Annotated in this window: 18 protein-coding genes; 7 read left to right on the top strand and 11 right to left on the bottom strand. The window is 70.8% G+C overall.

Going from position 1 to position 23,991, the window contains the following annotated elements; genetic code table 11:
• Nucleotide 1: 1 nt before the first annotated feature.
• From glgB to ACVMLK_RS02615, 3 genes are read right to left on the bottom strand one after another with little or no spacing between them, the layout of a single operon-like run.
• Nucleotides 2–2,164, bottom strand: a complete 2,163-nt coding sequence (gene glgB, locus ACVMLK_RS02625) for a 1,4-alpha-glucan branching protein GlgB (protein WP_198367377.1) — start codon at nt 2,162–2,164, stop codon at nt 2–4.
• On the bottom strand, nt 2,157–5,450 hold the full coding sequence (treS, locus tag ACVMLK_RS02620; RefSeq protein ID WP_457485529.1) for a maltose alpha-D-glucosyltransferase: 3,294 nt from the start codon (nt 5,448–5,450) through the stop codon (nt 2,157–2,159). The genes glgB and treS overlap by 8 nt, the downstream gene beginning before the upstream one ends.
• A gap of 3 nt (nt 5,451–5,453) precedes the next feature.
• A complete protein-coding gene (locus ACVMLK_RS02615) occupies nt 5,454–8,723 on the bottom strand; it encodes a maltotransferase domain-containing protein (protein WP_457485528.1) in 3,270 nt (1,089 codons plus the stop codon).
• Between the two features lie 265 nt (nt 8,724–8,988).
• Between ACVMLK_RS02615 and egtB the strand changes: the two genes are divergently transcribed.
• Both egtB and egtD read left to right on the top strand, forming a co-directional pair.
• Nucleotides 8,989–10,182 (top strand): ergothioneine biosynthesis protein EgtB, encoded by a 1,194-nt coding sequence (gene egtB / locus ACVMLK_RS02610; RefSeq protein WP_457485561.1) that lies wholly within the window; start codon nt 8,989–8,991, stop codon nt 10,180–10,182.
• A 4-nt stretch (nt 10,183–10,186) separates the two neighbouring features.
• The gene (gene egtD / locus ACVMLK_RS02605; RefSeq protein ID WP_457485527.1) at nt 10,187–11,125 is read left to right on the top strand and encodes an L-histidine N(alpha)-methyltransferase; all 939 of its coding nucleotides are present in this window, start codon (nt 10,187–10,189) and stop codon (nt 11,123–11,125) included.
• 63 nt (nt 11,126–11,188) lie between these two features.
• On the opposite strand, the gene ACVMLK_RS02600 is transcribed toward egtD, so the two are convergent.
• The 4 genes from ACVMLK_RS02600 to ACVMLK_RS02585 all read right to left on the bottom strand — a co-directional run bounded on the left by ACVMLK_RS02600 (nt 11,189) and on the right by ACVMLK_RS02585 (nt 13,168).
• Nucleotides 11,189–11,818: a PA2169 family four-helix-bundle protein gene (locus tag ACVMLK_RS02600; RefSeq protein WP_457485526.1), complete on the bottom strand. Its 630-nt coding sequence runs from the start codon at nt 11,816–11,818 to the stop codon at nt 11,189–11,191.
• Nucleotides 11,819–11,861: 43 nt separating this feature from the next.
• The gene (locus tag ACVMLK_RS02595; protein ID WP_198367371.1) at nt 11,862–12,155 is read right to left on the bottom strand and encodes a hypothetical protein; all 294 of its coding nucleotides are present in this window, start codon (nt 12,153–12,155) and stop codon (nt 11,862–11,864) included.
• A 308-nt stretch (nt 12,156–12,463) separates the two neighbouring features.
• Complete coding sequence (locus tag ACVMLK_RS02590) at nt 12,464–12,751, bottom strand: con-10 family general stress protein (RefSeq protein ID WP_232477267.1); 288 nt, start codon at nt 12,749–12,751, stop codon at nt 12,464–12,466.
• 213 nt (nt 12,752–12,964) lie between these two features.
• A complete protein-coding gene (locus tag ACVMLK_RS02585; protein ID WP_198367370.1) occupies nt 12,965–13,168 on the bottom strand; it encodes a hypothetical protein in 204 nt (67 codons plus the stop codon).
• Nucleotides 13,169–13,361: 193 nt separating this feature from the next.
• On the opposite strand from ACVMLK_RS02585, the gene ACVMLK_RS02580 reads away from it, so the two are divergent.
• Both ACVMLK_RS02580 and ACVMLK_RS02575 read left to right on the top strand, forming a co-directional pair.
• On the top strand, nt 13,362–13,802 hold the full coding sequence (locus tag ACVMLK_RS02580) for a PRC-barrel domain-containing protein (protein ID WP_198367369.1): 441 nt from the start codon (nt 13,362–13,364) through the stop codon (nt 13,800–13,802).
• 337 nt (nt 13,803–14,139) lie between these two features.
• A complete protein-coding gene (locus ACVMLK_RS02575; RefSeq protein WP_457485525.1) occupies nt 14,140–15,084 on the top strand; it encodes a crotonase/enoyl-CoA hydratase family protein in 945 nt (314 codons plus the stop codon).
• 74 nt (nt 15,085–15,158) lie between these two features.
• Here ACVMLK_RS02575 and ACVMLK_RS02570 read toward each other — a convergent pair whose 3' ends face one another.
• On the bottom strand, nt 15,159–17,705 hold the full coding sequence (locus ACVMLK_RS02570) for an ATP-binding protein (protein WP_457485524.1): 2,547 nt from the start codon (nt 17,703–17,705) through the stop codon (nt 15,159–15,161).
• Nucleotides 17,702–19,891 (bottom strand): two-component system response regulator, encoded by a 2,190-nt coding sequence (locus tag ACVMLK_RS02565; RefSeq protein ID WP_457485523.1) that lies wholly within the window; start codon nt 19,889–19,891, stop codon nt 17,702–17,704. The genes ACVMLK_RS02570 and ACVMLK_RS02565 overlap by 4 nt, the downstream gene beginning before the upstream one ends.
• Nucleotides 19,892–20,176: 285 nt before the next feature.
• Here ACVMLK_RS02565 and ACVMLK_RS02560 point away from each other — a divergent pair, with 285 nt between their 5' ends.
• From ACVMLK_RS02560 to ACVMLK_RS02550, 3 genes are all read left to right on the top strand, one after another.
• Entirely contained in the window at nt 20,177–20,887 is a 711-nt protein-coding gene (locus ACVMLK_RS02560) for a glutathione binding-like protein (RefSeq protein WP_198367365.1), read from the top strand.
• A 4-nt stretch (nt 20,888–20,891) separates the two neighbouring features.
• Entirely contained in the window at nt 20,892–21,575 is a 684-nt protein-coding gene (locus tag ACVMLK_RS02555) for a glutathione S-transferase family protein (protein ID WP_457485522.1), read from the top strand.
• Nucleotides 21,576–21,666: 91 nt separating this feature from the next.
• Nucleotides 21,667–22,152 (top strand): cupin domain-containing protein, encoded by a 486-nt coding sequence (locus ACVMLK_RS02550; RefSeq protein WP_198367363.1) that lies wholly within the window; start codon nt 21,667–21,669, stop codon nt 22,150–22,152.
• 7 nt (nt 22,153–22,159) lie between these two features.
• On the opposite strand, the gene thiE is transcribed toward ACVMLK_RS02550, so the two are convergent.
• Both thiE and ACVMLK_RS02540 read right to left on the bottom strand, forming a co-directional pair.
• On the bottom strand, nt 22,160–22,786 hold the full coding sequence (gene thiE / locus ACVMLK_RS02545) for a thiamine phosphate synthase (RefSeq protein ID WP_457485521.1): 627 nt from the start codon (nt 22,784–22,786) through the stop codon (nt 22,160–22,162).
• 58 nt (nt 22,787–22,844) lie between these two features.
• Nucleotides 22,845–23,762 carry a class I fructose-bisphosphate aldolase gene (locus tag ACVMLK_RS02540; RefSeq protein WP_422923404.1) on the bottom strand — a complete coding sequence of 306 codons (918 nt, stop codon included), beginning with the start codon at nt 23,760–23,762 and terminating at the stop codon, nt 22,845–22,847.
• Nucleotides 23,763–23,991: the final 229 nt, after the last annotated feature.

The following is a 23,991-nucleotide window of genomic DNA, read 5'->3' as shown; positions in this document are numbered from 1 at the left end:
TTCAACGCTCCATCGGTGTCAGCACCAGGGTGGACAGGCCGGGAAGCTCGAGCGCCAGGCTGTGGTCCAGCCCGTGGCAGGGTTCCGCGGTTGCGTGAACCATGCCGCCATTCCCGCCATTCGCGCCACCATAAACAGCCGCGTCGGAGTTGAAGACCTCCGCCCAGGCGCCGCCCAGGGGAGCCCCCAGGCGGTATCCCTGGCGTGGCACGGGCGTGAAGTTGCAGACGACCAGCATCGGCGCGCTGCCCTCGGGGCCGAGGCGCAGGAAGGCGAAGACGCTGTTCTGACTGTCGTCCAGCACCACCCAGCGGAAGCCCGCCGGGTCGCAATCCAGCGCGTGCAGGGCGGGGTGCTCCCGGTAGAGACCGTTGAGGTCGCGCACCAGCCGCTGCAGCCCGGCATGGCGGGGCTCGTCCAGCAGGTGCCAGTCGAGCGAGGTGTCGTGGTTCCACTCCCGCCACTGGCCGAACTCGCCGCCCATGAACAGCAGCTTCTTGCCCGGGTGGGTCCACATGAAGGACAGGTAGGCCCGCAGGTTGGCGAATTTCTGCCAGTCGTCGCCGGGCATCTTGCGGATCAGCGAACCCTTCCCGTGCACCACCTCGTCATGCGAGAGCGGCAGCATGAAGCGTTCGGAATAGGCATAGACGATGCCGAAGGTCATGCCGCCATGCTGGTACTGCCGGTAGACCGGGTCCTGCTCCATGTAGTGGAGCGTGTCGTGCATCCAGCCCATGTTCCACTTGAAGTCGAAGCCCAGTCCGCCGTCGCGGGCCTTGCGCGTGACTCCGGGGAAGGCGGTGGATTCCTCGGCGATCAGCAGCTTGCCGGGACAGCGCTCGGCGATGATCGCCGACAGTTCCTGCAGGAAGGAGATCGATTCCAGGTTCTCACGCCCGCCATGGATGTTCGGGACCCACTCACCCTGCGCCCGGCTGTAGTCGCGGTAGAGCATGGAGGCCACGGCATCGACGCGCAGGGCATCGATGCCATAGGTCTCCAGCCAGTGCAGTGCGCTGCCGATCAGGAAGTTCCGCACCTCCCGCCGGCCGAGGTTGTAGATCAGCGTGTTCCAGTCCTGGTGGAAGCCCTCGCGCGGGTCGGCATGCTCGTAGAGCGCGGTGCCGTCGAAATGCGCCATGCCGTGCGCGTCGGTCGGGAAATGCGCCGGCACCCAGTCCAGGATGACGCCGAGCCCCGCCTCATGGCAGCGCTCGACGAGCCGTGCGAAATGCTCCGGCGGACCGAAGGGCGCGTGCGGCGCATACTGGCCCAGCGGCTGATAGCCCCAGGAGCCGCCGAAGGGGTGCGACATGATCGGCAGGAACTCGACATGGGTGAAGCCCATGCCGGTGACGTAGGGGATCAGCCGGTCGCCCAGCTCCTCCCAGCCCAGCTCGCGGTTGCCGTCGCCGCGCATCCACGAGCCGGCATGCACCTCGTAGACCGAGATCGGCAGGCCGGCCGGGTCCTGCTGCGGAGGCGGGGTGCGCAGGGCGCGGATCGCGCCGGTATCGGCGACGATCGAGCCGGTGGCCGGCGGCGCCTCGGTGCGCCAGGCCACGGGATCGGCCTTCAGCGGCAGCACGCTGCCATTGGGGTCCAGCAGCTCGTACTTGTAGATGGCGCCCGGCTCCAGGCGCGGGATGAAGATCTCCCAGACGCCGGCCTCATGCCGCAGGCGCATGGGATGGCGCCGCCCGTCCCAGCTGTTGAACGTGCCCACGACGGAGACCCGGCGCGCGTTCGGGGCCCAGACGGCGAAGCGCACGCCCGGCACGCCCTCGATCACCGTCGGGTGGGCACCCAGGCAGTGACCGATATCGCGATGCGCGCCTTCGCTCAGCAGATGCAGGTCAAGCTCGCCGAGGAGGGGAGGGAAGGCATAGGGGTCCTCCGTGACCTGCACGGCCTCGCGCCACTGGATCCGCAGGCGGTAGGACCCTGCCGGGCAACGGCCCTCGAACAGACCCTCCGCCACCGGATGCAGGGACACCGCCTCGCCCTCGCCCTCCGCCGTCACGGCCAGCGCCCCGGGGAGAAGGACGCGCAGGATGCGGCCGGAGGCCGTGTCATGGGGGCCGAGCACGGCGAAGGGATCGCCGTGCCGGCCGTCCAGCAGGGCACGCAGGGCGTCGGGATGAAGGTCCGTCTCAGTCATGCGGCGCATCCTTTCCCGTCAGCCGGGTCATCATGTCGTCCATCCCGCGCATCGGGATGGGGAGCCAGCCAGGGCGGTTGGCGGCCTCGTAGCAGACCTCGTAGGCCGCCTTCTCGAGCAGGAAGAGGTCGAGCAGCGCCGCCTCCGCTTCCGGCGCCACCCAGGGGCGGGGTGTCTTCGCATGCACCGCGCGGTAGGCGTCGAGGAAGGCCGCCGCGGCGCGGTTGCGGAAGACCTCCAGCAAGGCGCCATGGCGCCCCGCGCTTTCGTCCGTCGCCGTGCCGTGGTTCGGCTGCGCCGTGGCGACGACATAGTCGAAGGACCGCAGCAGGCCCGCCACGTCGCGCAGCGGCGAGGTCTTGGCGCGGCGCTGCTCCAGCGACTTGGCCGGTTCACCCTCGAAGTCGATGATGCAGGCATCGCCCTGCGTCACCAGCACCTGGCCGAGATGGAAGTCGCCATGGATGCGCGTCTTCAGCGCTCCATCGGCGGCGGCGGCCAGCCGATCCACCGCGGCCAGGATCTCCGACCGGGCACCCGTCAGGCGGGCGGCGATCTCCGCGTCCTCGGGCTTGTCCCACGTCCGCGCGCCGCCGATCGCCTTCAGCGCCGCCTCGACCTGGCTCCGCGCCCCCCGCGCCCAGGCCTTGCCATCCTTCTCGCCGGCGACTTCCGGGCGGAAGGCCTCGTTCTCGCTGTCCTGCGCGAGCAGGGCGTGCATCTCGGCCAGGCGCCGGCCGAGCGCCGCGGCGAAGGAGGTGTAGCCGGCGAAGACCTCGTCCTGCTCGCCGATCGTCACCTCCGTCAGCGCCATCTCGCTGATGGCGCGGTTGAGGAACTCGATGGTCCATCCCCAGCCATCGCCCTGGTTGCGCACGAAGCCCTGCACCACGACCAGGGTGCGCGGCACGCCATCCGGCGTCACCCGCACCACCTCGCCCAGGAGCGGCGCGGTCTGCGCGAAGCCGAGCTCGGTCAGGTGGCGCGTCATCTCCGTCTCGGGACTGATGCCCTCGGTGATGCGGCGGACCAGCTTGAGCGCCGCCTGATCGCCGATGATGAGCGAGGAGTTGGACTGCTCCGAGGAGAGGCGCCGGATCTCGGCGTCGGGCGGGATGGCGGCGAGATCGAAGAGCGAGGTCGGCAGGAAGCGGATCTCGCCTTCCTGCAGCGGCATCACCGCCTTCTCCGCCAGGCCGCGCAGCACGCCCCAGGGCAGCGCGTCCAGCGCGAAGGCATCGGTCAGCACGCCGACGCGCCGGCCGCGGCGGACGCGGGCCAGGGCGAGCTGCTGCGTCAGCACGGGAAGGTTCTGATCCTCCCAGGCGATGCCAAGCGGCAGCTGGTAGCGCGCCATGCCGGCCTCCTCGGCCACCTCGACCTCGGCCAGCAGCACCTCCACCGTGCGGCCGGCCAGGGCCTCGGCGAAGGCCAGATGCGGCTCGATCCTGGGCCCGTTCTTGCCGGCGAACCAGCGCCGCTTGGCGAGGTATTGCGGCAGCGCCTCCTGCTCCAGGATCCGACGAGGAGCGGGAGCCAGGGCCTCGGCCAGACCGCCACGCAGGACCAGCGTGGACAGCTCGGTCATGACCTCGGGCGCGGGCGCGTGCCAGCTCGGCATGGCGGCCTCCGTTGCCAGGATGAACCAGTAGAAGCCGTAGGGCGGCAGGGTGAGCAGGTAGGTGAGCTGGCCGATGGGCGGGAAGGTCGAGCCGCCCACCAGTTCCACCGGCACGCGGCCGGCATAGGCGGAGAGGTCGAGTTCCACCGCCTGGGCCGTGCGGGAGAGGTTGCAGACGCAGAGGATGGTTTCGCCGTCATGCTCGCGGAGATAGGCGAGGATCTTGCGGTTGCCGGGATAGAGATAGCCGAAGCTGCCGCGGCCGAAGGCCCGGTGGCGGCGGCGCACCGTCAGCATGCGCCGCGTCCAGTTCAGCAGCGAGTGCGGGTCGGCCGACTGCGCCTCGACATTCACCGCCTCATAGCCATAGACCGGGTCCATGATGACCGGCAGGACCAGGCTGGCGGGATTGGCGCGCGAGAAGCCGCCGTTGCGGTCGGGCGACCACTGCATCGGCGTGCGCACGCCGTCGCGGTCGCCGAGATGGATGTTGTCGCCCATGCCGATCTCGTCCCCGTAATACATCACGGGCGTGCCGGGCATGGAGAGCAGCAGCGAGTTCATCAGCTCAATGCGGCGCCGGTCATGCTCCAGCAACGGCGAGAGACGGCGGCGAATACCGAGATTGATGCGCGCCCGCCGGTCGGAGGCATAGGTCTCCCAGAGGTAGTCCCGCTCCTTGTCGGTGACCATCTCCAGCGTCAGCTCGTCGTGGTTGCGCAGGAAGATCGCCCATTGGCAGTTCTCGGGAATGTCCGGGGTCTGCCGCAGGATGTCGGTGATCGGGAAGCGGTCCTCCTGCGCCATCGCCATGTACATGCGGGGCATCAGCGGAAAGTGGAAGGCCATGTGGCATTCGTCGCCATCGCCGAAGTACTGCTGCGTGTCCTCCGGCCACTGGTTGGCCTCGGCCAGCAGCATGCGGCCGGGCGCGTGCTCGTCCAGCGCGGCGCGGATCTGCTTCAGGACGACATGCGTCTCCGGCAGGTTCTCGTTGTTGGTGCCGTCGCGCTCGATCAGGTAGGGGATGGCGTCCAGCCGCAACCCGTCGACCCCGGCATCGAGCCAGAAGCGCATGACGGAGAGCACCTCCTTCATCACCTGCGGATTGTCGAAGTTCAGGTCGGGCTGATGGCTGTAGAAACGGTGCCAGAAATAGGCACCGGCCACCGGATCCCAGGTCCAGTTCGACTTTTCCGTGTCGAGGAAGATGATGCGGGTGCCGTCGTACTTCTTGTCGGTGTCCGACCAGACGTAATAGTTGCGGTGCGCCGATCCCGGCTTGGCGCGGCGGGCGCGCTGGAACCAGGGATGCTGGTCCGAGGTGTGGTTGATGACCAGCTCGGTGATGACGCGCATGCCCCGCGCATGCACTTCCTCGATGAAGCGGCGGATGTCGCGCATCGTGCCGTACTCGGGGTGCACCGCCTTGTACTCGGCGATGTCGTAGCCGTCGTCGCGCCGGGGCGAAGGATAGAAGGGCAGTAGCCAGATGGCATCCACACCGAGGGCTGCGATGTAGTCCAGCTTCGCGATCAGGCCCGGAAGGTCCCCGACCCCGTCATTGTTGGAGTCGAAGAAGGACTTGATGTGCAGCTGGTAAATCACCGCATCCTTGTACCAGAGCGGGTCCGCCGGATGGTGCGGCTTGTCGTTGGACGGCATGGATCAGGCCTTGTCGGCGGCGCTCAGGCGCCAGATGGCGAAGGGCAGGGCGTGCGGGTCGAGGCGGAGGAAGCGGTGGGTCCCGCTCCAGACCTCGCTGCCGCCCTGCATCAGGTTCTCGGCGAGCAGGGGCGCGCCCGAGGGCAGCCCCATCACCCATTGCGGCAGTTCCACATGGCTCTCCAACGGCTGATGGGGGTCCATCGAGACCGCCACGAGAACCACGTTGGAAAGGTCGGGCGTCGCTTTCACATAGTACAGGATGCCTTCGTGATTCGAGGCCAGGAAGGTCACGCCGAGATGCGTCTGCAGCGCCGGGTTGGCGCGCCGGATGCGGTTCAGGGCGGTGATCTCGCCGGTGATGTTGCCCGGCCGGTCGTAGTCCCAGACCTTGATCTCGTATTTCTCGCTGTCGAGGTACTCCTCCTTGCCGGGCTTCACGGGCCGGGCCTCACAGAGCTCGAAGCCGTTGTAGACACCCCACAGCCCCGAAAGCGTCGCCGCCAGCGCGGCGCGGATCAGATGCCCCGGTCGGCCCGAATGCTGCAGGAAGACCGGGTTGATGTCCGGCGTGTTGACGAAGAAATGCGGGCGGAAGAAGTCGCGCTGCGGCGCCTCGTTCAGCTCCTCCAGGTACTGGCGCATTTCCCAGGCCGAGTTGCGCCAGGTGAAGTAGGTGTAGGACTGCGAATAGCCGACCTTGGCCAGGCGGTACATCACCTTGGGGCGCGTGAAGGCCTCGGAGAGGAAGACCACCTCGGGGTCGCGCGACCGCACCTCGGCGATCATCCACTCCCAGAAGGGCAGGGGCTTGGTGTGCGGGTTGTCGACGCGGAACAGCTTGACGCCCTCCGCCACCCAGAACAGCACGACGTCGCGCAGCGTGATCCACAGCGAGGGAATGGCGCCGGGCTTGTAGAAATCGACGTTGACGATGTCCTCGTACTTCTTCGGCGGGTTCTCGGCATAGCGGATCGAGCCGTCCGGCCGCCACTCGAACCACTCGGGATGCTCGCGCAGCCAGGGATGGTCGGGCGAGCACTGGATGGCGAAGTCGAGCGCCAGCTCCAGCTCGTGCTCGACCGCCGCGGCCCTGAGGCGGCGGAAATCCTCCAGGGTGCCGAGCTCGGGATGCACCGCGTCGTGCCCTCCCTCCTCCGAGCCGATGGCATAGGGGCTGCCTGGATCGTCCGGGCCGGGGGTCAGCGTGTTGTTGCGCCCCTTGCGGTTCTTCTTCCCGATCGGATGGATCGGCGGGAAGTAGAGGACGTCGAAGCCCATGTCGCGGACGCGCGGCAGCGCGCGAATGACGTCGTCGAAGGTGCCGTGGCGCGTCGCGTCGCCGCTCTGCGAACGCGGGAAGATCTCGTACCAAGAGGAGAAGCCCGCCGCCCGCCGCTCGGCGTCGAGCGGCACGGGCGTGTGGCGCAGGCGATGGTCGCGCGGATCGGCCGCGTGCATCAGCGCCCGCGCCTCCGCGCCGGTGAAGAGCGTCACCGCTTCGGCGTCCTCCGCCGCGGCGATGCGCGCGGCGAGCGCCGCGAGAGCCTCCGCCGCCTCACCCTGCAGGCGCGGCTGCGCCGCCTCGAGCAGCGCCATGCCCTCGCGCCGCTCCAGCGCGACATCGACGCCCGCGGCGTGCTTCTTGCCGATCTCGTCGGAGAAGGCGGCGTAGTGATCGACCCAGGCCTCGACCGTGAAGAGATAGCGGCCGACCCGGTCCGGCACGAATGTCGCGGTCCAGACGTCGTTGACCGTCAGGACCAGCGGCACCTCCTGCCACTCCGCCCCGTCGGCCGCGCGCCAGAACAGGCTGGCCGAGAGCTTGCCGTGTCCGTCGGTGAAGATATCGGCCGTCACCGTGACGGGCTGCCCCACGCTGCGCTTGACCGGGAAGCGCCCGCCATCCACCGCCGGCAGGACATTCTCGATGGCGATGCGCGGCGCCTCGGCCGCGGCCAGGGCGGATTGCGTGCTGTCGCCGATCGGCAAACGCACCGGCGCGACATCATGGATCGGCATGCAGCGGACTTCTCCCGCGGCCAGGACAAGCTGGCCGGTCTCGTTCAGGACATCTTCCGGCAGACGGCCGGGGCAGGGCAGCGCGCCCGTCAGCTGGCCGGCCCCCAGCCGGGCCGGCTGGCGCAGGGAGGGATTGGCCACCACCATGAGCCTAGCCTGCCGGGCGCGTTCCGGCCGCGGATCGCCGGCCAGCGGGGCGTGGCGCAGCAGCACCACGGGGGCGCCCGGCGCCGAGAGCAGGGCGGGCGGCAGCCGCGTGGCGGCGGCCGGCTCGCGGGCCCTCTCCACATTGGCGGCCGCCACGGCGGCGCGCAGGTCGATCCGGGGCGAGGCCAGCAGCTCGGCGAGATGCCGGGCCGCGCCGCCGTCATGGCGCATATGATGGATGTCGCCGCATTCGAAGCCCATCGGCATCAGCCAGGCGCTGCCCGCCCCGGCGGCGAAGTCCAGGGCCCGCCGCGCAGCCAGCTCCGCCTCGTGGCGATCGGCGAAGCGGCTGCCGATGCGGGGCGCGAAAGGCGCCTCGGGCATGGTCAGCAACGGCGCGATCCGCGCCAGCCGCGTAACCTCCTCGCCCCACCAGGCCGCGCGGAAGTCCCACCACGGCAGGGAGGAGACAGTCAGGTCGAAGCCGAGATCCTTCAGCCCCTCCACCTCGCCCACCGGCAGGCCGGGGGTCCAGGCGATGAAGCCCGCCGTCGGGGCCGATTGCCGCAGCGTGTCGATCAGCGATCGCCAGAACGCGCCACCTCCCCAGCCCGGCTGCAGACAGCGGAACCCGGCGACACCCGCCTCCGCCCAGTCCCGCAGCCGGTCCTGCCACCAGCCCGCCAGCTCGGGGGAGGGGCGCAGCCGCGCGCCGCCCAGCATGTCGGGCTCGCGGCGCGGATCGGGCGGCGCGCCGGCCTCCAGCCGCTCCGCCGCCAGGCCCTGGCGCAGCGCCGGGGCCTCGGCGGCCATGCGGTCGGGGACCAGGTCGAGCAGCAGGGAGAGGTTGTGGACGCCGGCCATCTCCGCCATGCGCCGCAGGGCCGGCAAGGCCTCGCCGCCGCCGAGGGCGGGATGCAGCCGGGCATGGTCCCGTGTCAGGAAGAGGTTGCCGGACGCGCCGGGCTCGAAGGGGGGCGCGATGGCCAGGCTGTCGAAGCCCAGATCGACGATCCGCCCAAGCGTCTCCGGCCATGCTTCCAGGGGGCCGGCGGCCAGCGGATTGAGGTAGTAGATGGCCTTGGGGAAAGCTGCTCCAGGCAAGGGCGGGTCCTCTTTGCCGGTTCTGGGGGCCGGCTCCGGGTTGCGGCACGCGGCCCGCATCCGGAGTGGCGCTGGCTCGAGGCGGCAACGTCAGGGTCGCATGCAAGTTTCGTGAAGCTTGGGCCGTGCCGCAAGGGCCTGGAAACCGCCCGGAAAGGGCTGCGTTAGCCCCCGGAGCACGAGAAACGAGCACGAGAAGAGGGGGGGGGGAAGGAATGTCGACCAGCCCTGGACTGGTTCCGGCCCGATCCGGCCGGTGTCCGCCATGTTGACGCTCGAGGCGGAGGGCGTCGCGCTCGACCGGCGCTGGCGCGCGGTCCGCGACCACACCGAACGTCTCGCGGCCAGCCTCTCGGACGAGGACCAGTGCGTCCAGTCCATGCCCGATGCGAGCCCAGCCAAGTGGCACCGGGCCCATACCACCTGGTTCTTCGAGCAGTTCCTGCTGCAGCCGCACCTGCCGGGCTACGCGGTGTTCGACCGGCAGTTCTCCTTCCTCTTCAACAGCTACTACGAGCAGGTCGGTCCCCGGCATGCGCGCCCGCAGCGCGGCCTGCTGACCCGTCCGCCGACCGGCGCCGTCGCGGCCTACCGGGCGCATGTGGACGCGGCGATGGAGCGCCTCCTGGCGCGCGAGCCCTCGCTGGAGCTTCTGGAGATGGTGGAGCTCGGCCTGCAGCATGAGCAGCAGCACCAGGAGCTCCTGGTCACTGACACGCTGCACGCCTTCTCCTTCAATCCGCTGCGGCCCGCGCTGGCGCCGGACTGGCGGGAGCCGGCGCCGTTGTCCCGCGAGGCCGCCGCCATGCGGCCGCTGGAGGCGGGGATCATCCGCATCGGGGCGCTGAACACGGGCTTCGCCTTCGACAATGAGCGCCCGTGCCACGACGTGCTGCTCAACGGCTCGCGTATCGCCTCGCATCTCGTCAGCAACGCCGAATGGTGCGCTTTCATGGCGGAGGGGGGATACCGCAAGCCTCTGCTCTGGATGTCGGAAGGATGGGCGGCGGCGCAGCAGCAGGGCTGGGAGGCGCCGCTCTACTGGGAACGCCACGACGGCCACTGGCTGCAATTCACCCCCGCCGGCCTGCGGCCGCTCGATCCGCTGGCGCCGGTGCGTCACGTGAGCTGGTACGAGGCGGATGCCTTCGCCCGCTGGGCCGGCAAGCGCCTGCCCACCGAGCAGGAATGGGAGGGCGCGGCGCGGCGCGGCCTGCTGGAGGATGCGGAGCGCTTCGTCTGGGAGTGGACCGGCAGCGCCTACCGTCCCTATCCGGGGTTCCGCCCGCCGGAGGGGGCCGTCGGCGAGTACAATGGAAAGTTCATGATCAACACCATGGTGCTGCGGGGCGGCTCGCAGGCAACACCGCCCGGCCATGCGCGGCCCACCTACCGGAACTTCTTCCATCCCGACCGGCGCTGGCAGTTCACCGGCCTGCGCCTGGCAGAGGAGGGCTAGCCCGATGGATATGCCGACGAGCCAGACGCGCTTCGATCCGGCCACCGCCGAGGTGGCGCTGCGTGGGCTGCGCGCGCCCCGCAAGACGCTGCCGCCGCATCTCCTCTACGACCCCGAAGGCTGCCGCCTCTTCGATGCCATCACCACCCTGCCGGAATACTACGTCACCCGCACCGAGCTCGGCCTGCTGCGCGACATCGGCCCGGAGCTGCGCGCACGGATCGGGCCAGGCGCCGCGGTGGTCGAGTACGGCGCCGGATCGGTGACCAAGGCGGCGCTGCTGCTGGCGGCGCTGGAGCAGCCCCGCGCCTATGTGCCGCTCGACATCGCCGCAGGCGCGGTGGCCGCCACCGTGGCGGCGATGCAGTCCCGCTTCCCGGCGCTGGCGCTGCATCCGATCGTGGGCGACTTCCAGCAGCCGCTGGCCCTGCCGCCGCTGCCGCGGCCGCTGCTCGGCTTCTTCCCCGGCTCGACCATCGGCAATCTCGACCGCGAGGCGGCGCTGCGCTTCCTGCGAACGGCGCGGGCCACGCTGGGGGAGGGGGCGCGCTTCCTGCTCGGTGTCGATCTGCCGAAGTCGCCCGAGATCCTCATCCCCGCCTATGACGACGCCGCGGGCGTCACGGCCGCCTTCAACCTGAACCTGCTGCACCGCCTCAACCGGGAGGCCGCCGCCAGCTTCCAGCCCGGGCATTTCCGCCACCGGGCCATCTGGAACGCCGAGGACAGCCGGATCGAGATGCATCTGGAGAGCCAGGTGGCGCAGTCGGTGGCGGTGGCGGGCGTGCCGATCGCCTTCGGCGCGGGCGAGACTATCCACACTGAGAGCAGCTACAAGCGGCGGCCGGAGGACATGATCGCGCTGGCGGGCGAGGCGGGATGGCGGTCGGAGGCGGTCTGGACGGATGCCGGCGACCTGTTCTCGCTGCATCTCCTGGCCTGACACGCAAGGAGGGCGGCCGGCGATCCCGGCCACCCTCCCCCTTCTTCTCCATACCGGATCGCCTCAGCGGCGGCGGCTGCGGCCACCGGTCAGCAGGCGGGCAGTGAGGGCGGAGGCCGCGGTCACCAGAATGGCGGAGAGGATCGGATTGCTGGTCAGCGGCTGCGTCAGCCGGTTGAACTGGGCGATCAGACCATGGCCCTGCACCGCCGGTGCCGCCACCGTGCTGTCCTCATCCTCGTCGAGCATGGCGGCGTAGCGGTCGCGCGTGGCGCGGACCTGGCGGTGCTGGCGGTGCAGCAATCCGCGGGCTTCCTGAGGCAGATCGGCTTCCAGGGCCTCGTCATAGGCATCCTCGAGCGCCGCCTCGCCCCGCACCACCTCGCGCAGCACCCGACGGCGGCCCTGGCCGAAAAGGCTGCCCTTGAGGTCGAGGAAGACGCGATGCGCGGCGCCCAGCGTGCTGCCCGAGCGGCGCGGCTCGCCTCCTTCGAGGTGCAGCAGGCGGTCGAGATCCTGCGCCATCTTCTCCCGCCGCTCCGCCAGCTCCGCGAACTCGATGCGCAGGAAGCGGTCGGAGGTCAGCCGGCGGCCCTGATCGTAGCCCCGATGGCTGTCATGCAGATAGGCGCTCAGCGTCTTCAGGGCGGAGCTACCAGGCGAAGTCCGCTGGGGGGCGGTCAGGTCATTCATCTCTCGAACATCCTTCAACGGTGTATGGCCACCCCTTCCGCCGTCAGGCCTTGTTGGACGGCGGCGGCGGCTCGCATTCACCGGTCCCGTATTCGGTTTCCGGGAAATGCTTGCGCGCGCTGGGCGGGGTCGGCTGCGGCTGCGGGTCCTCCCGCGGCGGCGTCTCCGGCGGTGGCGGTTCGGGCGAGGGCGGGTCGATCGGCGGGCTCTCGGGCGGAGGCTGCGGCGAGGGCACCTCCGGCGTCAGCTGGCTGCGCCGCGCCTCACCGGCGGAACCGGAAGCCGTGTTCGTGGCCTCACCCTGCGGCGGGCGAGGGGGGGTCAACTGATCGGACATGGTGTTCCTCCCGTTCCTGTTCCGGCCATCGCGGCCGATGGTCCGCCGCCGTCTCGCACTCAGGGCGCCCGATGTTCCGGGTCCGAGGCGGGGACGGGCGACGGAAGCGCCGGCCGGGGGCCGGTCTCTCCCGTCACCGGACGCCGCTTCAGCAACCGCTCCGCCAGTTCGGCGCGCAAGACGGAGGAAAGGCTGTCCGGCACAGGCCGCTCAAGCCGGCCCGAGGGCTTCAGCCGCGGGCGGCCTGGTTTCAAGTTCAGCATGCTGTCGTCATCCAGAGGCGTGGCGGGAAGCTAGGCGGGCTGGTGTCAGCCCTGCTCCTCCGCTTCGGCACCGCGGTTCGCGGCGCGGCCATGGGTCGCCTGTCCGCCCTTGCGTCCGGCGCTGGCCGCGAGGCTGCGGTCACGTGAGAAGGAGCGGTCCCCCGCCTGCACGGCCTGTCCACCCTTGCGGCCCGCCTCGGCGGCGAGAGCCGGGTCCTGGGCGAAACTGCGCTTGGCCGCTGGAACGCTCTGCCCGCCCTTGGAGGCGATGTCGCGCTGCTTGGCCTGGTCCATCGAGGCAAAACCCTGCTTACCGCCCTTGCGCTGGGTCATCCCTGTGATCCTTCCCTGGTACGCCCGCCAGCGGCGAGCCTGGTTGCACCGGGCCTCACGGTCCTCGCCGGCGCCGCTCCCACCCGCTCAGCGAGCCCACGCGGGAGCGACGCCCGGCAATGCCGCGGGCACCTGTCGCAAAAACGCCCCGCCAGCGGCTTCGTTGCAGGTTTTCCCATTGATGCAACACGACATTCTCACGCCGGCCAAGCCTCAGCTCACCATGGCGGCGACGATGAACGCGACGATGACCAGGACGAGGGACGCCAGGAGAACCCAGCGCATACGGCCGAAGGTGACCCCCTGCCGTACCTTGGTGGTCGGGATCGGCTTCTCCGGCATGGGCGCCTCGTGATGCCCGGGCGGCGGCTCGATGACGCGTTCGCGGGCCGGGGTGTCGTCTCGGGCATCGGACATGGCGACTTCTCCTCGCTGTGGCAGGCCATCCTGGCAGTCGGATGCCGGTGGAGCCGGTGGTATGCAGATGGCATGCAGAGGGGAAACGCGGGGTGGCAGCAGAGTTGCATCCCGCGCGCGCCTGGAACCCCACGGCCTCGCCGGGAGTTATTTCCGCGAGGGCCGTTCCGGCCCGCAGCTGGAGGAGACCATCATGGCGGATCCGACCACCGACCCCACCGGCCCGTCCGCGCGACGGCATGACGAGATGGTCAACGAGATCGCCCCCGGCGGCAGCGCGCGGCTGATCTCCTCGGACCGGGTGGAAGGCACCGCGGTCTTCGATCCCTCCGGCAACCGGCTGGGGTCGATCGAGGCGCTGATGATCGACAAGGTCCGGGGGGTGGTCGAATACGCCGTCCTGTCCTTCGGCGGCTTCCTCGGTATCGGCAGCTCCCACTACCCTCTGCCCTGGGACCAGCTGCGCTACGACATCGGCCTCGGCGGCTATGTCGCCGATGTCAGCGCCGAGCAGCTCCAGCAGGCCCCGTCCTTCCGGCGGGAGGAGGCGGTCGACTGGTCCGACCAGCAATGGGGTGAGCGGGTGCGCGGCTTCTACGGCCCTTCCCCCTACGGCTCACGCGACGACGCCTGAGACGAGGCCGGACGGCCGGCGACGTCCTCGCGACGCGCCGGCTGCCGGGAGAGTGGGCCGCGAGGCCCTGCGTCGTTGTCGTAACACTTGAATTCTCTGCTGCGGGGATGCCGTCGGCGACACTGCGTCGCCGGCGGCGCCGTTGTTCCGGCGCGTCGAGATCCAGATCGATTGCTGTCAAAACCTTACAGTCAGGAGCACAAAGCAAATCAATACTGCGAGGGCAGGGGGTGGCTAGGATGCGTGCGCGTGGCAAGGCCAACGCCCTTCATGGTGGAGGGTACTTGGATGTTACGCAACCATAACGGTGGCACGACCACCCAGCCGGAGACCCTCCATGTACCTCGATCGCAACACCCCCGTCGTCGCCGAGACCGCTGGCCGCAGCCTGCCGCCCGCGCATGTCGCCCTGTCGGCCCTGCGCTTCGACAATCTCGAACTCCGCCTGGAGCCGGAAAGCCGCACCGCCTGGTGCACCATGCGCCCGCAGGGTCGCCCGAGCTACACCCTCGAACTGATGCAGGATGTGCATCGCATGCAGGACGCCATGTCCGCGCTCTTCGCGGAGCGCGCGGCGCTGGGCGAGCGGCCGGCGGACTGGTTCGTGATGAACTCGGCCGTGCCGGGCATCTACAATCTGGGCGGTGACCTGGCGCACTTCGCCGAGCGCATCCGCTCGCGCGACCATGCCTCGCTGGTGCGCTACGGCCACATCGCGGTGGAGGCGATCCACAAGAACACCGTCGCCTTCGGCCTGCCGCTCATCACCATGGCGCTGGTCCAGGGGGACGCGCTGGGCGGCGGCTTCGAGCACGCGCTCTCCTTCGACATGATCGTCGCCGAGCGCAGCGCCAAGATCGGCCTGCCGGAGATCCTGTTCAACATGTTCCCCGGCATGGGCGCCTACAGCTTCCTCTCGCGCCGCATCGGCCGTCGGCAGGCCGAGGAGCTGATCACCTCCGGCCGCATCTACACCGCCGCGGAACTGCACGCGATGGGCGTGGTCGATGTGCTGGCCGAGGATGGCGAGGGCGAGGCGGCGGCGCGCGACTATATCGCCCGCCACAGCCGCAAGCACAACGCGCACCTGACGATGCACCGCGCCCGCCGCCGGGTGGATCCGGTGACGCTCGACGAGCTGCGCGACGTGGTGGAGATGTGGGCCGGGGCGGCGATGAACCTGGGCGAGGCCGACCTCAAGAAGATGGGCCGGCTGGTGGCGGCGCAGGAGCGCCGGCTGGGCAGCCTGCCTTCCGCGGGGCTGGCGCACGCCGCAGAGTGATGCGCGGCCTCACGAACAGACCGGTCGCATGAGGACGCGCCCGTCTTCCCGGCGGGGGGCCGGGACGGGGTGGCTCAGCCGCGATGCTCGCCGGCGCCGGCATCGTCCGCGGGATCGCCCCTGTAGGCCCGGCGCGTCCGCTCGAGCTCGGCACGGGCCCGCTGCGCGAGGTCCGCCCCCTCGCGCATCATCGCCTCCCGCCCCAGGCGGCGCCATTCGGTGCAGAGGCGGGCGAGCGCCAGGGCGCCGACATTGGCGGCGCTGCTGCGCAGGGCATGCGTCTCGGAATGGAAGCGCGTCGCGTCGCCGGCCAGGGCAGCGGCGGCGATCTCCTCGATCAGCGCCCCCGCATCGTCGAGGAAGTCGCGCGCGAGTCCCTGCAGGAACTCCTCGCCGCCGAGCTGGCGCAGGTTCTCCACCACCTCGTCATCCAGCGCCGGGCTGGTCGGGCGGAAGCGCGGGTGGCTGGCGATGGCGGTCACCGGCCCGGCGGGCGCGGCCTGGCCCGGGCGGGGCGGGCGCGCCCGCTCCTCCACCAGGCGCAGCAGCTCGTCCGGCCGGATCGGCTTGGTCACGTGGCCGTCCATGCCGGCCTCGGCACAGCGCCGCACCGCCGCCTCCGTGGCATCGGCGGTCAGCGCCAGGATCGGCAGATGCGGCTGCCCGAGCGCCATGACGCGGAACAGCTTCGTCGCCTCGATGCCGTCCGTGTCCGGCATGTTCACGTCCATCAACACCAGATCGAGGCTGTCGGCCTCCTGCTCCAGGATGTCGAGCGCAGCATCGCCATTGTCGGCCAGCCGCACGGCATGGCCGGCCCGTTCCAGGATCTTGGCGACAACGCGCTGGTTCACCCGGCTGTCATCCGCCACCAGCACGCGCAGCGGCCGCGCGGGCCGCCGAGCGGGAGCGGGAGCAGCCCCGGCCTCCTCCGGGGGTGCCGCCTCCTGCGGCTCGTCGCCGGCCGGGGCGGGGGCCAGGGCCAGGGCCAGGCGCAGCGCATGCGCCAGCTCCTCGCCGGTGGCCTGGGGCGGCAGCAGGGTCTCGGCCGCGTGGCGCAGCGTCTCGGGCGGCAGCGCCGGCGCGGCGCCTGCCTCGTCCACCAGCAACCGGGGATGCGCCGGCGCGTCGGCGGGCAGGGCGACCGGCGCATAGGCCAGCAGCAGGCAGCGCCCTTCCGGCCCTTCGGGGCGGGCCCGCATCAGGCGCGCCGCCTCCTCCACACCGGCCGCCGGCCGTGCCTCGGCGCCGAACTCTGCCAGCTTCTCGGCCAGGGCCGCCGCCCGGATCGGTGCCGGGTCGAGCAGCACCACGGCGAGGCCGGCGAGAGAGGGGCGGGGCTGCGGCGTGACCGCCTCGGCCAGGACGGTGAAGCGGAAGGTGCTGCCCTGTCCGGGGATGGAGGTGACGCCGATCTCGCCCCCCATCAGCCGCACCAGCCGGCGGCAGATGGCAAGGCCCAGCCCGGTGCCGCCGAAGCGGTTGATGATGGTGGAATCGGCCTGGGTGAAGTTCTCGAAGATCCGCTCCTGCGCCTCGGGCGCGATGCCGATGCCGGTGTCGGAGACCTCCACGGTCAGGCGCAGCCGGGTCTCGCCCGGCGCCGGCGGCGCGGCGTCCAGGGCGACGGTGACCCCGCCCTCCGCGGTGAACTTCACCGCGTTGCCGGCCAGGTTCAGCAGCACCTCCATCAGGTGCCGGCGGTCGCCGCGCAGCAGCAGCGGCGTGCGCGGCGTGACGTGCAGGGAGAAGCGCAGGCCCTTGGCGCGGCACTGCGCGGCCAGCAGGCGGCGCAGCTCGGCGAGCAGCGGGCCCACCTCGATGTCCACCGTCTCGGTCGGCATGCGGCCAGCCTCGATGCGCGACAGGTCGAGGATGTTGTCGATCAGCGCCAGCAGCGAATGCGCGGCGGTGTTCACCGTCTCCAGCATGTCGCGCTGCTCGCCATCGAGCCGGGTATCGCGCAGCAGGCCGCCCATGCCGATGATGGCATTGAGAGGCGTCCGCAGCTCATGGCTGACGCTGGCCAGGAAGAGCGACTTGGCCTGGCTCGCCTCCTCCGCCTGCTGCCGCGCGGCGGACAGGCGGCGGATCAGCGTGCCGGCATAGAGCGGCAGGATCAGCAGGCCGATCAGCAGGCCGATCGACAGGTGGAGCTGGCCGTTCCAGTAGGGCGTGGTCAGGATGACGAGGCCGAAGCCGAGGAAGGCCACCAGCATGGCGACCCGCAGCGAGGACAGGCCGAAACGGAAGCCGTTGCCGAAGATCACCCAGAGATAGATCGGGAAGAACAGCGCCACCGGTTCCTCGCCGATGTGCAACTGCCAGGACAGGAAGCCGCAATCCAGCAGCAGCGCGGCCAGCCGGCGCGGCGGCGAGGCGGCGGGCACGAGCAGGATATGGCCCAGGATGCCAAGGGCGAGGGCGACATAGACCGCCATGGCCAGCAGCGCGTCCCGGGAATCGCCGCCGACCAGCAGGAAGAGGATGATGACCGCCGCGAAAGCGAGGCGGTTGAAGCTCATCTCGTGCTCGCTGTCCGGACGCCCCCGCAGCCGGTTGCGCAGCCAGGCCAGCGGCCCGGGGCGGCGTCCGGGCGGCGGCGTGGCGGCCTTGCTCACGGCACGCCGTAGGGCTCGGCGGGACTGGCCGCCGGGATGAAGGCTCCCGCCGGGTCATGCTCCGCCAGCAGCCGCGACAGGGCTTCGGCCGGGATGGGCGGGCTGAAGTAGTAGCCCTGCACCTCGTCGCAGTTCTCCTGGGAGAGGCGCGCCAGCTGCTCGGCCGTCTCGACGCCTTCCGCCACCACCGAGAGCCGCAGCGAATGGCCCAGCGCCACGATGGTGCGCACGATGGCGGCATCGTTCGGATCGCTGACCATGCCGCGGACGAAGGACTGGTCGATCTTCAGCCGGTCCACCGGGAAGCTCTTGACGTAGTTGAGGGAGGAATAGCCGGTGCCGAAATCGTCCACCGAGACGCAGACGCCGAGCTGCCGCAGCTCCTGGAGCATGACGGCGGATTCCACCGCCTGCTCCATCAGGATGCCCTCGGTCAGCTCCAGTTCCAGGAGGGCCGGGTCCAGTCCGGTCTCGGCCAGGGCGCGGCGCACGATCTGCCCGACATCCTGGCGGCGGAACTGGATCGGCGAGAGGTTGACGCCGATCCGCAGCGGCCGCCCCGCCCGGGCCCAGGCGGCGGCCTGGCGGCAGGCCTCCCGCAGCACCCATTCGTTGATCGGGCCGATCAGCCCGGTTTCCTCCGCCACCGGCAGGAAGACGCCCGGGCTGACCAGGGCGCCGCCGCCCCGCCGCCAGCGCAGCAGCGCCTCGGCGCCGACGATGCGGTGCGTGCGGAGCGAGATCTGGGGTTGGTAGTGCAGCACGAATTCGTCGCGCTCGAGACCCAGGCGAAGGTCGCGCTCGACGCGCATGGCCTCCCGCGCCCGCTCGTCCATGGCGGCGGCGAAGAAGCGCCATCCGTTCCGCCCCTCGGCCTTGGCGCGGTACATGGCGAGGTCGGCGTTGCGCAGCAGCCCCGCGGCATCGCGGCCATCGCGCGGGGAGAGGGTGATGCCGAGGCTGGCGCTGGTGGACAGGACCTGGCCATCGCAGGCGAAGGGCGCCGAGAGGCTCTCGACGATCCGCGCGGCCAGCGCCGCGGCATCCTCCGGCCCGGAGATGCCGGCCTGCAGGATGGCGAACTCGTCGCCGCCCAGGCGCGAGACGGTGTCCTCCGGCCGGACCGACTGCTGCAGCCGCCGCGCCACCTCCTGCAGCAGCTGATCGCCGAGGTGATGGCCGAGCGCGTCGTTCACCGACTTGAAGCGGTCGAGATCGAGGAAGAGGAGCGCGAAGGCGTGCCCGCTGTTCCGCCCGCGCGCCAACTCGTGCCGCAGCCGCTCGCTGAGGAAGATGCGGTTCGGCAGGCCGGTCAGCGCGTCGTGATGCGCCATGTGGCTGAGCCGCCGCTCGGCCATCTTGCGGTCGGTGACGTCGAGCGAGGTGGTCAGCACCGTGACGACCTGTCCGGCGGAGTCGCGCAGCGGTGATTTGGTGGTGACCAGCACCCGCGCCTCGCCGCTGGGGCCGACCGCCTCCTCCTCCTGCTCGGCCAGGGCCGCGCCGGTCTCGAAGACGTGGCGGTCCCGCTCGCGCGAGGCGGCGCCGCGCTCGGCACCGAAGACCCGCTCGATCTCGTTGCCGACCAGCGCCTCCGGCGTCGATCCGGAAAATGCCGCCTGACTGGCGTTGACGAAGACGCAGCGGCCCTGGCGATCGGCGGCGGTGATCATGGCGGGGACGGTGTCGATCACCTGCGCCAGCGCCTTGCGGCTGTCGCGCAGCAGCGCCTCGCGCGTGCGGGCGCTGTCCTCCAGCTCCTGCTCCAGGCTGCGCGCGCGGCGCTGGATCACCTGCTGCTGCCAGCGCATCCGCAACAGGTTGCGGGCGCGGGTCATGAACTCGTAGTGGTCCACCGGGCTGAGCAGGAAGTCGGTGGCGCCGGCCTCCAGCGCCCGCAGGCGGTAGGCACGGTCATTGTAGGCGGTGATGACGATCACCGGCACGTCGGCGACGGCGGGATTGTCGCCCAGGGCGCGCAGCCGGCGGGTGAACTCGGCGCCGTCCATGCCGGGCATGCGGAAGTCGGTGACCACGAGGTCTACGCTGTTGCCGCGCAGCCATTCGAGCGCCTGCTGGGGATCGCCGAAGGCCTCGACCCTGGCGCCGCGGTCCAGGGAGGCGGCGAGGCGCGAAAAGATGTCCCGGTTCGTTGTCCTGTCGTCGAGGATCAGGATGGTTACCATAATGTCTTGAAGACCTGTCCCCGGCTCGTGCGGCGTCGCGGCCGGAGGCCGCGTCACAAATCATATACACGGGGGAGAGGCCGCTGCACAAAGCACAATCATGAGGCGAATAACCCGACCACCTTGCGGCCTTCCGTCCGGAGATGCCTGGAGAGGACCACCGGAAGGGCGGGTGCGACGGGCCGGACAAGGTGGCTTGCCGGTCTCCCGGGGGGCCGGTAGCGTCCTGCCCCAAAGGTGCCTGCGGCCCGCCGGGCCCCCAGGCCAGGCCCGGAGAACGCCGCCATGATCGACCTTCACTACTGGACCACCCCGAACGGCCACAAGGTCACGATGTTCCTGGAGGAAGCCGGTCTCCCGTACCGGATCCACCCCGTGAACATCGGCAAGGGCGAGCAGTTCCGCCCCGAATTCCTGGCCATCGCGCCGAACAACCGCATCCCCGCCATCCTCGACACCGAGCCCGCGGATGGCGGCGCGCCGGTGTCGCTCTTCGAGAGCGGCGCCATCCTGCTCTACCTGGGCGACAAGATCGGCCGCTTCATCCCGCCCCCGCAGGAGATCCGGGGCCGGGCCGAGGTGCTGCAATGGCTGTTCTGGCAGATGGGCGGCCTCGGTCCGATGGCGGGCCAGAACCACCATTTCAACGTCTATGCGCCGGAGAAGATCCCCTACGCCATAGACCGCTACGTGAAGGAGACCAACCGCCTCTACGGCGTGCTGGACCGGCGCCTGGCCGACCGCGCCTTCGTGGCCGGGCCCGACTACAGCATTGCCGACATGGCGATCTATCCCTGGATCGTGCCGCATGAGCGGCAGGGCCAGAAGCTGGAGGACTTCCCCAATGTCGCGCGCTGGTTCGCGGCCATCAAGGCGCGGCCGGGAACGGTCAGGGCCTATGCCCGGGCGGAGGAGTTCAGCGCCCAGGCGATCAAGCCGGAGGACAGCCGGGCGGTCCTCTTCGGCCAGACCTCGACCACCGGAAAGCAGGGCTGAGACGATGGCGCTCCGGCTCTACGAACTGACCGGCGAGGACCCGGAGCGCCGCTTCAGCCCCTATTGCTGGCGCAGCCGGATGGCGCTGGCGCACAAGGGGCTCGACGCCGCCTGCATCCCCTGGCGTTTCACCGAAGGCGAGGCCCTCGCCTTCTCCGGCCAGGACAAGGTTCCCGTCCTGCGGGATGGCGAGACGGTGGTCGCCGATTCCTGGGCCATCGCCCTGTATCTGGAGCAGGCCTATCCCGACCGGCCGAGCCTTTTCGGCGGTGACCCGGCGGCCACGCGGTTCATCAACGCCTGGGCCGATGCGACGCTGAACGCCCATCTGGTCCGGCTGATCGTCAGCGACATCCCGCGTTGGCTGGGCGAGGGGCAGCGCGCCTATTTCCGCGCCAGCCGCGAGGCCCGCTTCGGCCAGCCCTTGGAACAGGTGACTGCCGGCCGCGAACAGCGCCTGCCGGAGTTCCGGGCCAGCCTGCAGCCGCTGCGGCTGCTGCTGCGCGATGCGCCCTTCCTCGGCGGCGAGGCGCCGCGATACGGCGACTACGCGGTCTTCGGCGGCTTCCAGTGGGCGCGGTCGGTCTCGGAGCTTGCGCTGCTGGAGCCGGACGATCCGGTGGCCGCCTGGCGCGAGCGCATGCTGGACCTGTTCGGCGGCCTGGCCCGCCGCTCCCCGGCGGCCTGAGGCACAGGATACCGCAAGCGGCAACCCTGAGCGCGGCGGCTCGTTCTCTCCACAGAACTTGCTGTTAACCGCCACAGTCAGGGAGTTGCCCATGGAGTATGAAACCATCTGGCTTGCCGAGCAGGAGGGGGTGCCGAACAACCCTCGGCTGCCGGTGCTGATCTACCGCGAGGCCTTCGAGGCCCGGCGGGCCGAGGCGGCGGAGGCGCTGTTCGCCGGCCATGGCTGGCCGCCCGCCTGGCGGGACGGCATCTACGGCCATGTCCATTTCCACACCACCGCGCATGAGGCCCTGGCCATCATCGAGGGCGAGGTCCTGCTTCAGCTGGGCGGGGAGGGCACGGTGCCGCAGCGGCTGCAGGCCGGCGACGTGGTGGTGCTGCCTGCCGGCACCGGCCACAAATGCCTGCTGGCGAGCGAGGATCTGCTGGTGGTGGGCGCCTATCCCGAGGGTCAGCGGCCGGATGAGCAGCGCGCCGAGCCCGGCCAGGCCGCGGCGGCGCGGGCCCGCATCGCCCGCCTGCCGGACCCGCCGGCCTGTCCGGTCACCGGCCAGCCCTATCGCCGCCGGCCCTGAGAGCCGGTCACGCGGCGGCGATGGCCGCCCGCATCGCCCGCACCCCGGCCTCCGGCCCTTCCGGATGGCTCCACACCGCCCCGACCACCGCCAGGAAATCGGCCCCCGCCCGCACCAGGGGGGCGCAGTTCGCCGCGGTGATGCCGCCGATGGCGACCGAGGGCAGCTCGAACATCTCCGTCCACCAGGTGAGGATCTCCGGCTCGGCGCGATGCTCGGCCTGCTTGGTCGCGGTCGGGAAGAAGGCCCCGAAGGCGACGTAATCGGCACCGACCTCACCGGCCTCCATCGCCAGGTGCCGGCTGCCGTGGCAGGTGATGCCCAGCGTCCGGTCCGGCCCGAGCAGCTTGCGGGCCGCCGCGTGGTCGCCATCCTCCTGGCCGAGATGCGCCCCGTCGCAGCCATGCGCCACGGCCAGGTCGGCGCGGTCGTTCATCAGGACGGCGACGCCGCGGGACTGCGCGACCGGGCGCAGCGCGTCGATGGCGCGCCGCAGTTCGTCCTCCGGCACATCCTTCAACCGCACCTGCAACGCGGCCACCTCGCCGGCGTCCAGCGCGCGGGCCAGCAGGTCCGGGAAGCGGCCGGGATCGATCCGGGGCGGGGTGATCAGGTAGAGCTGGCAGTCGGGCATGGGAGGCTGGGATCCAGGAGTGGCGGCGGAGCGGGGATGGCCCGCCCCGGCCGCCGGGTCAGGCCTTGTAGACGGCGATGATGTCCGACAGCAGCCTCAGCGCCTCCGCCTTCGGGCGCTGGAAGGTGTTGCGGCCGATGATCGAGCCATTGCCGCCGCCGGCGTGGATGCCCCTGGCCATCTCGACGAGCGACTCGCTGGTGCCCGCCTCGCCGCCGGAGAAGACCACCAGCCGCCGGCCGCCGAAGCAGGCCTGCACCACATGGCGGATGCGCCCGGCCAGGCTGCCGATCTCGGGCACCGGGTTCTTCTCGTAGGTCTTCTTCGCGGCGTCGAGGGAGATCGCCTCCGTCGGCGGCTTCACCTTGATGATGTGCGCCCCCAGCAGCGCCGCCATGTGCGCGGCATAGGCGCAGATGTCGAGCGCCGTCTCCGCCGTCTTGTCGAGATTGGGGCCGCGCGGATAGCTCCACACCACCACCGCGAGACCGGCCGACCTGGCCTCCTCGGCCAGCTCGCGCAGCTCCTCCATCATCTCGAACTGGTATTCCGAACCCGGATAGATGGTGAAGCCGATGGCCGAGCAGCCGAGCCGCAGGGCATCCGCCACCGTGCCCGTCACCGCCTGGTCCTTGGTGGTGGAGAGGCTGTTCGAGGAATTGACCTTCAGGATGGTCGGGATGGCGCCGGCATAGGTCGCGGCGCCGGCCTCGATCATGCCGAGCGGGGCGGCATAGGCGTTGAGCCCGGCCTCGATCGCCAGCTCGAAGTGATAGCGCGGGTCATAGGCGGCGGGATTGGGCGCGAAGCTGCGCGCCGGGCCGTGCTCGAAGCCCTGGTCGACCGGCAGGATCACCAGCCGGCCGGTGCCGCCCAGCTTCCCCTCCATCAGGATGCGGGCGAGGTTCGCCTTGGTGCCGGGATTGTCGCTCTCGTACCAGGAGAGGATGTCCTTCACGCGGGGTGTCAGCTGCATCGTCCGTCCTTCCGTGTCGGCGTTGTTTCCGCCGGATTCTGGCCGTACAGGCTTAGCCGAGCCCCCCCAGGATGTCACCAGCGGGGGATGTCACCGGCGCCGCCGTCGAGCCAGGCGTCCAGCGCGCGCTCCATGGCGCTGCCGAGCGGCGGCCGCAGCACCAGGGAAGGGGGCGCCCGCCGCCAGGCCGCGGCGCCCAGCGCGGCGGCCACGGCCTCCACCGCCGGCC

The organism is Teichococcus aerofrigidensis, from assembly GCF_054073225.1.
This window is presented reverse-complemented; position numbering and strand designations above follow the sequence as displayed.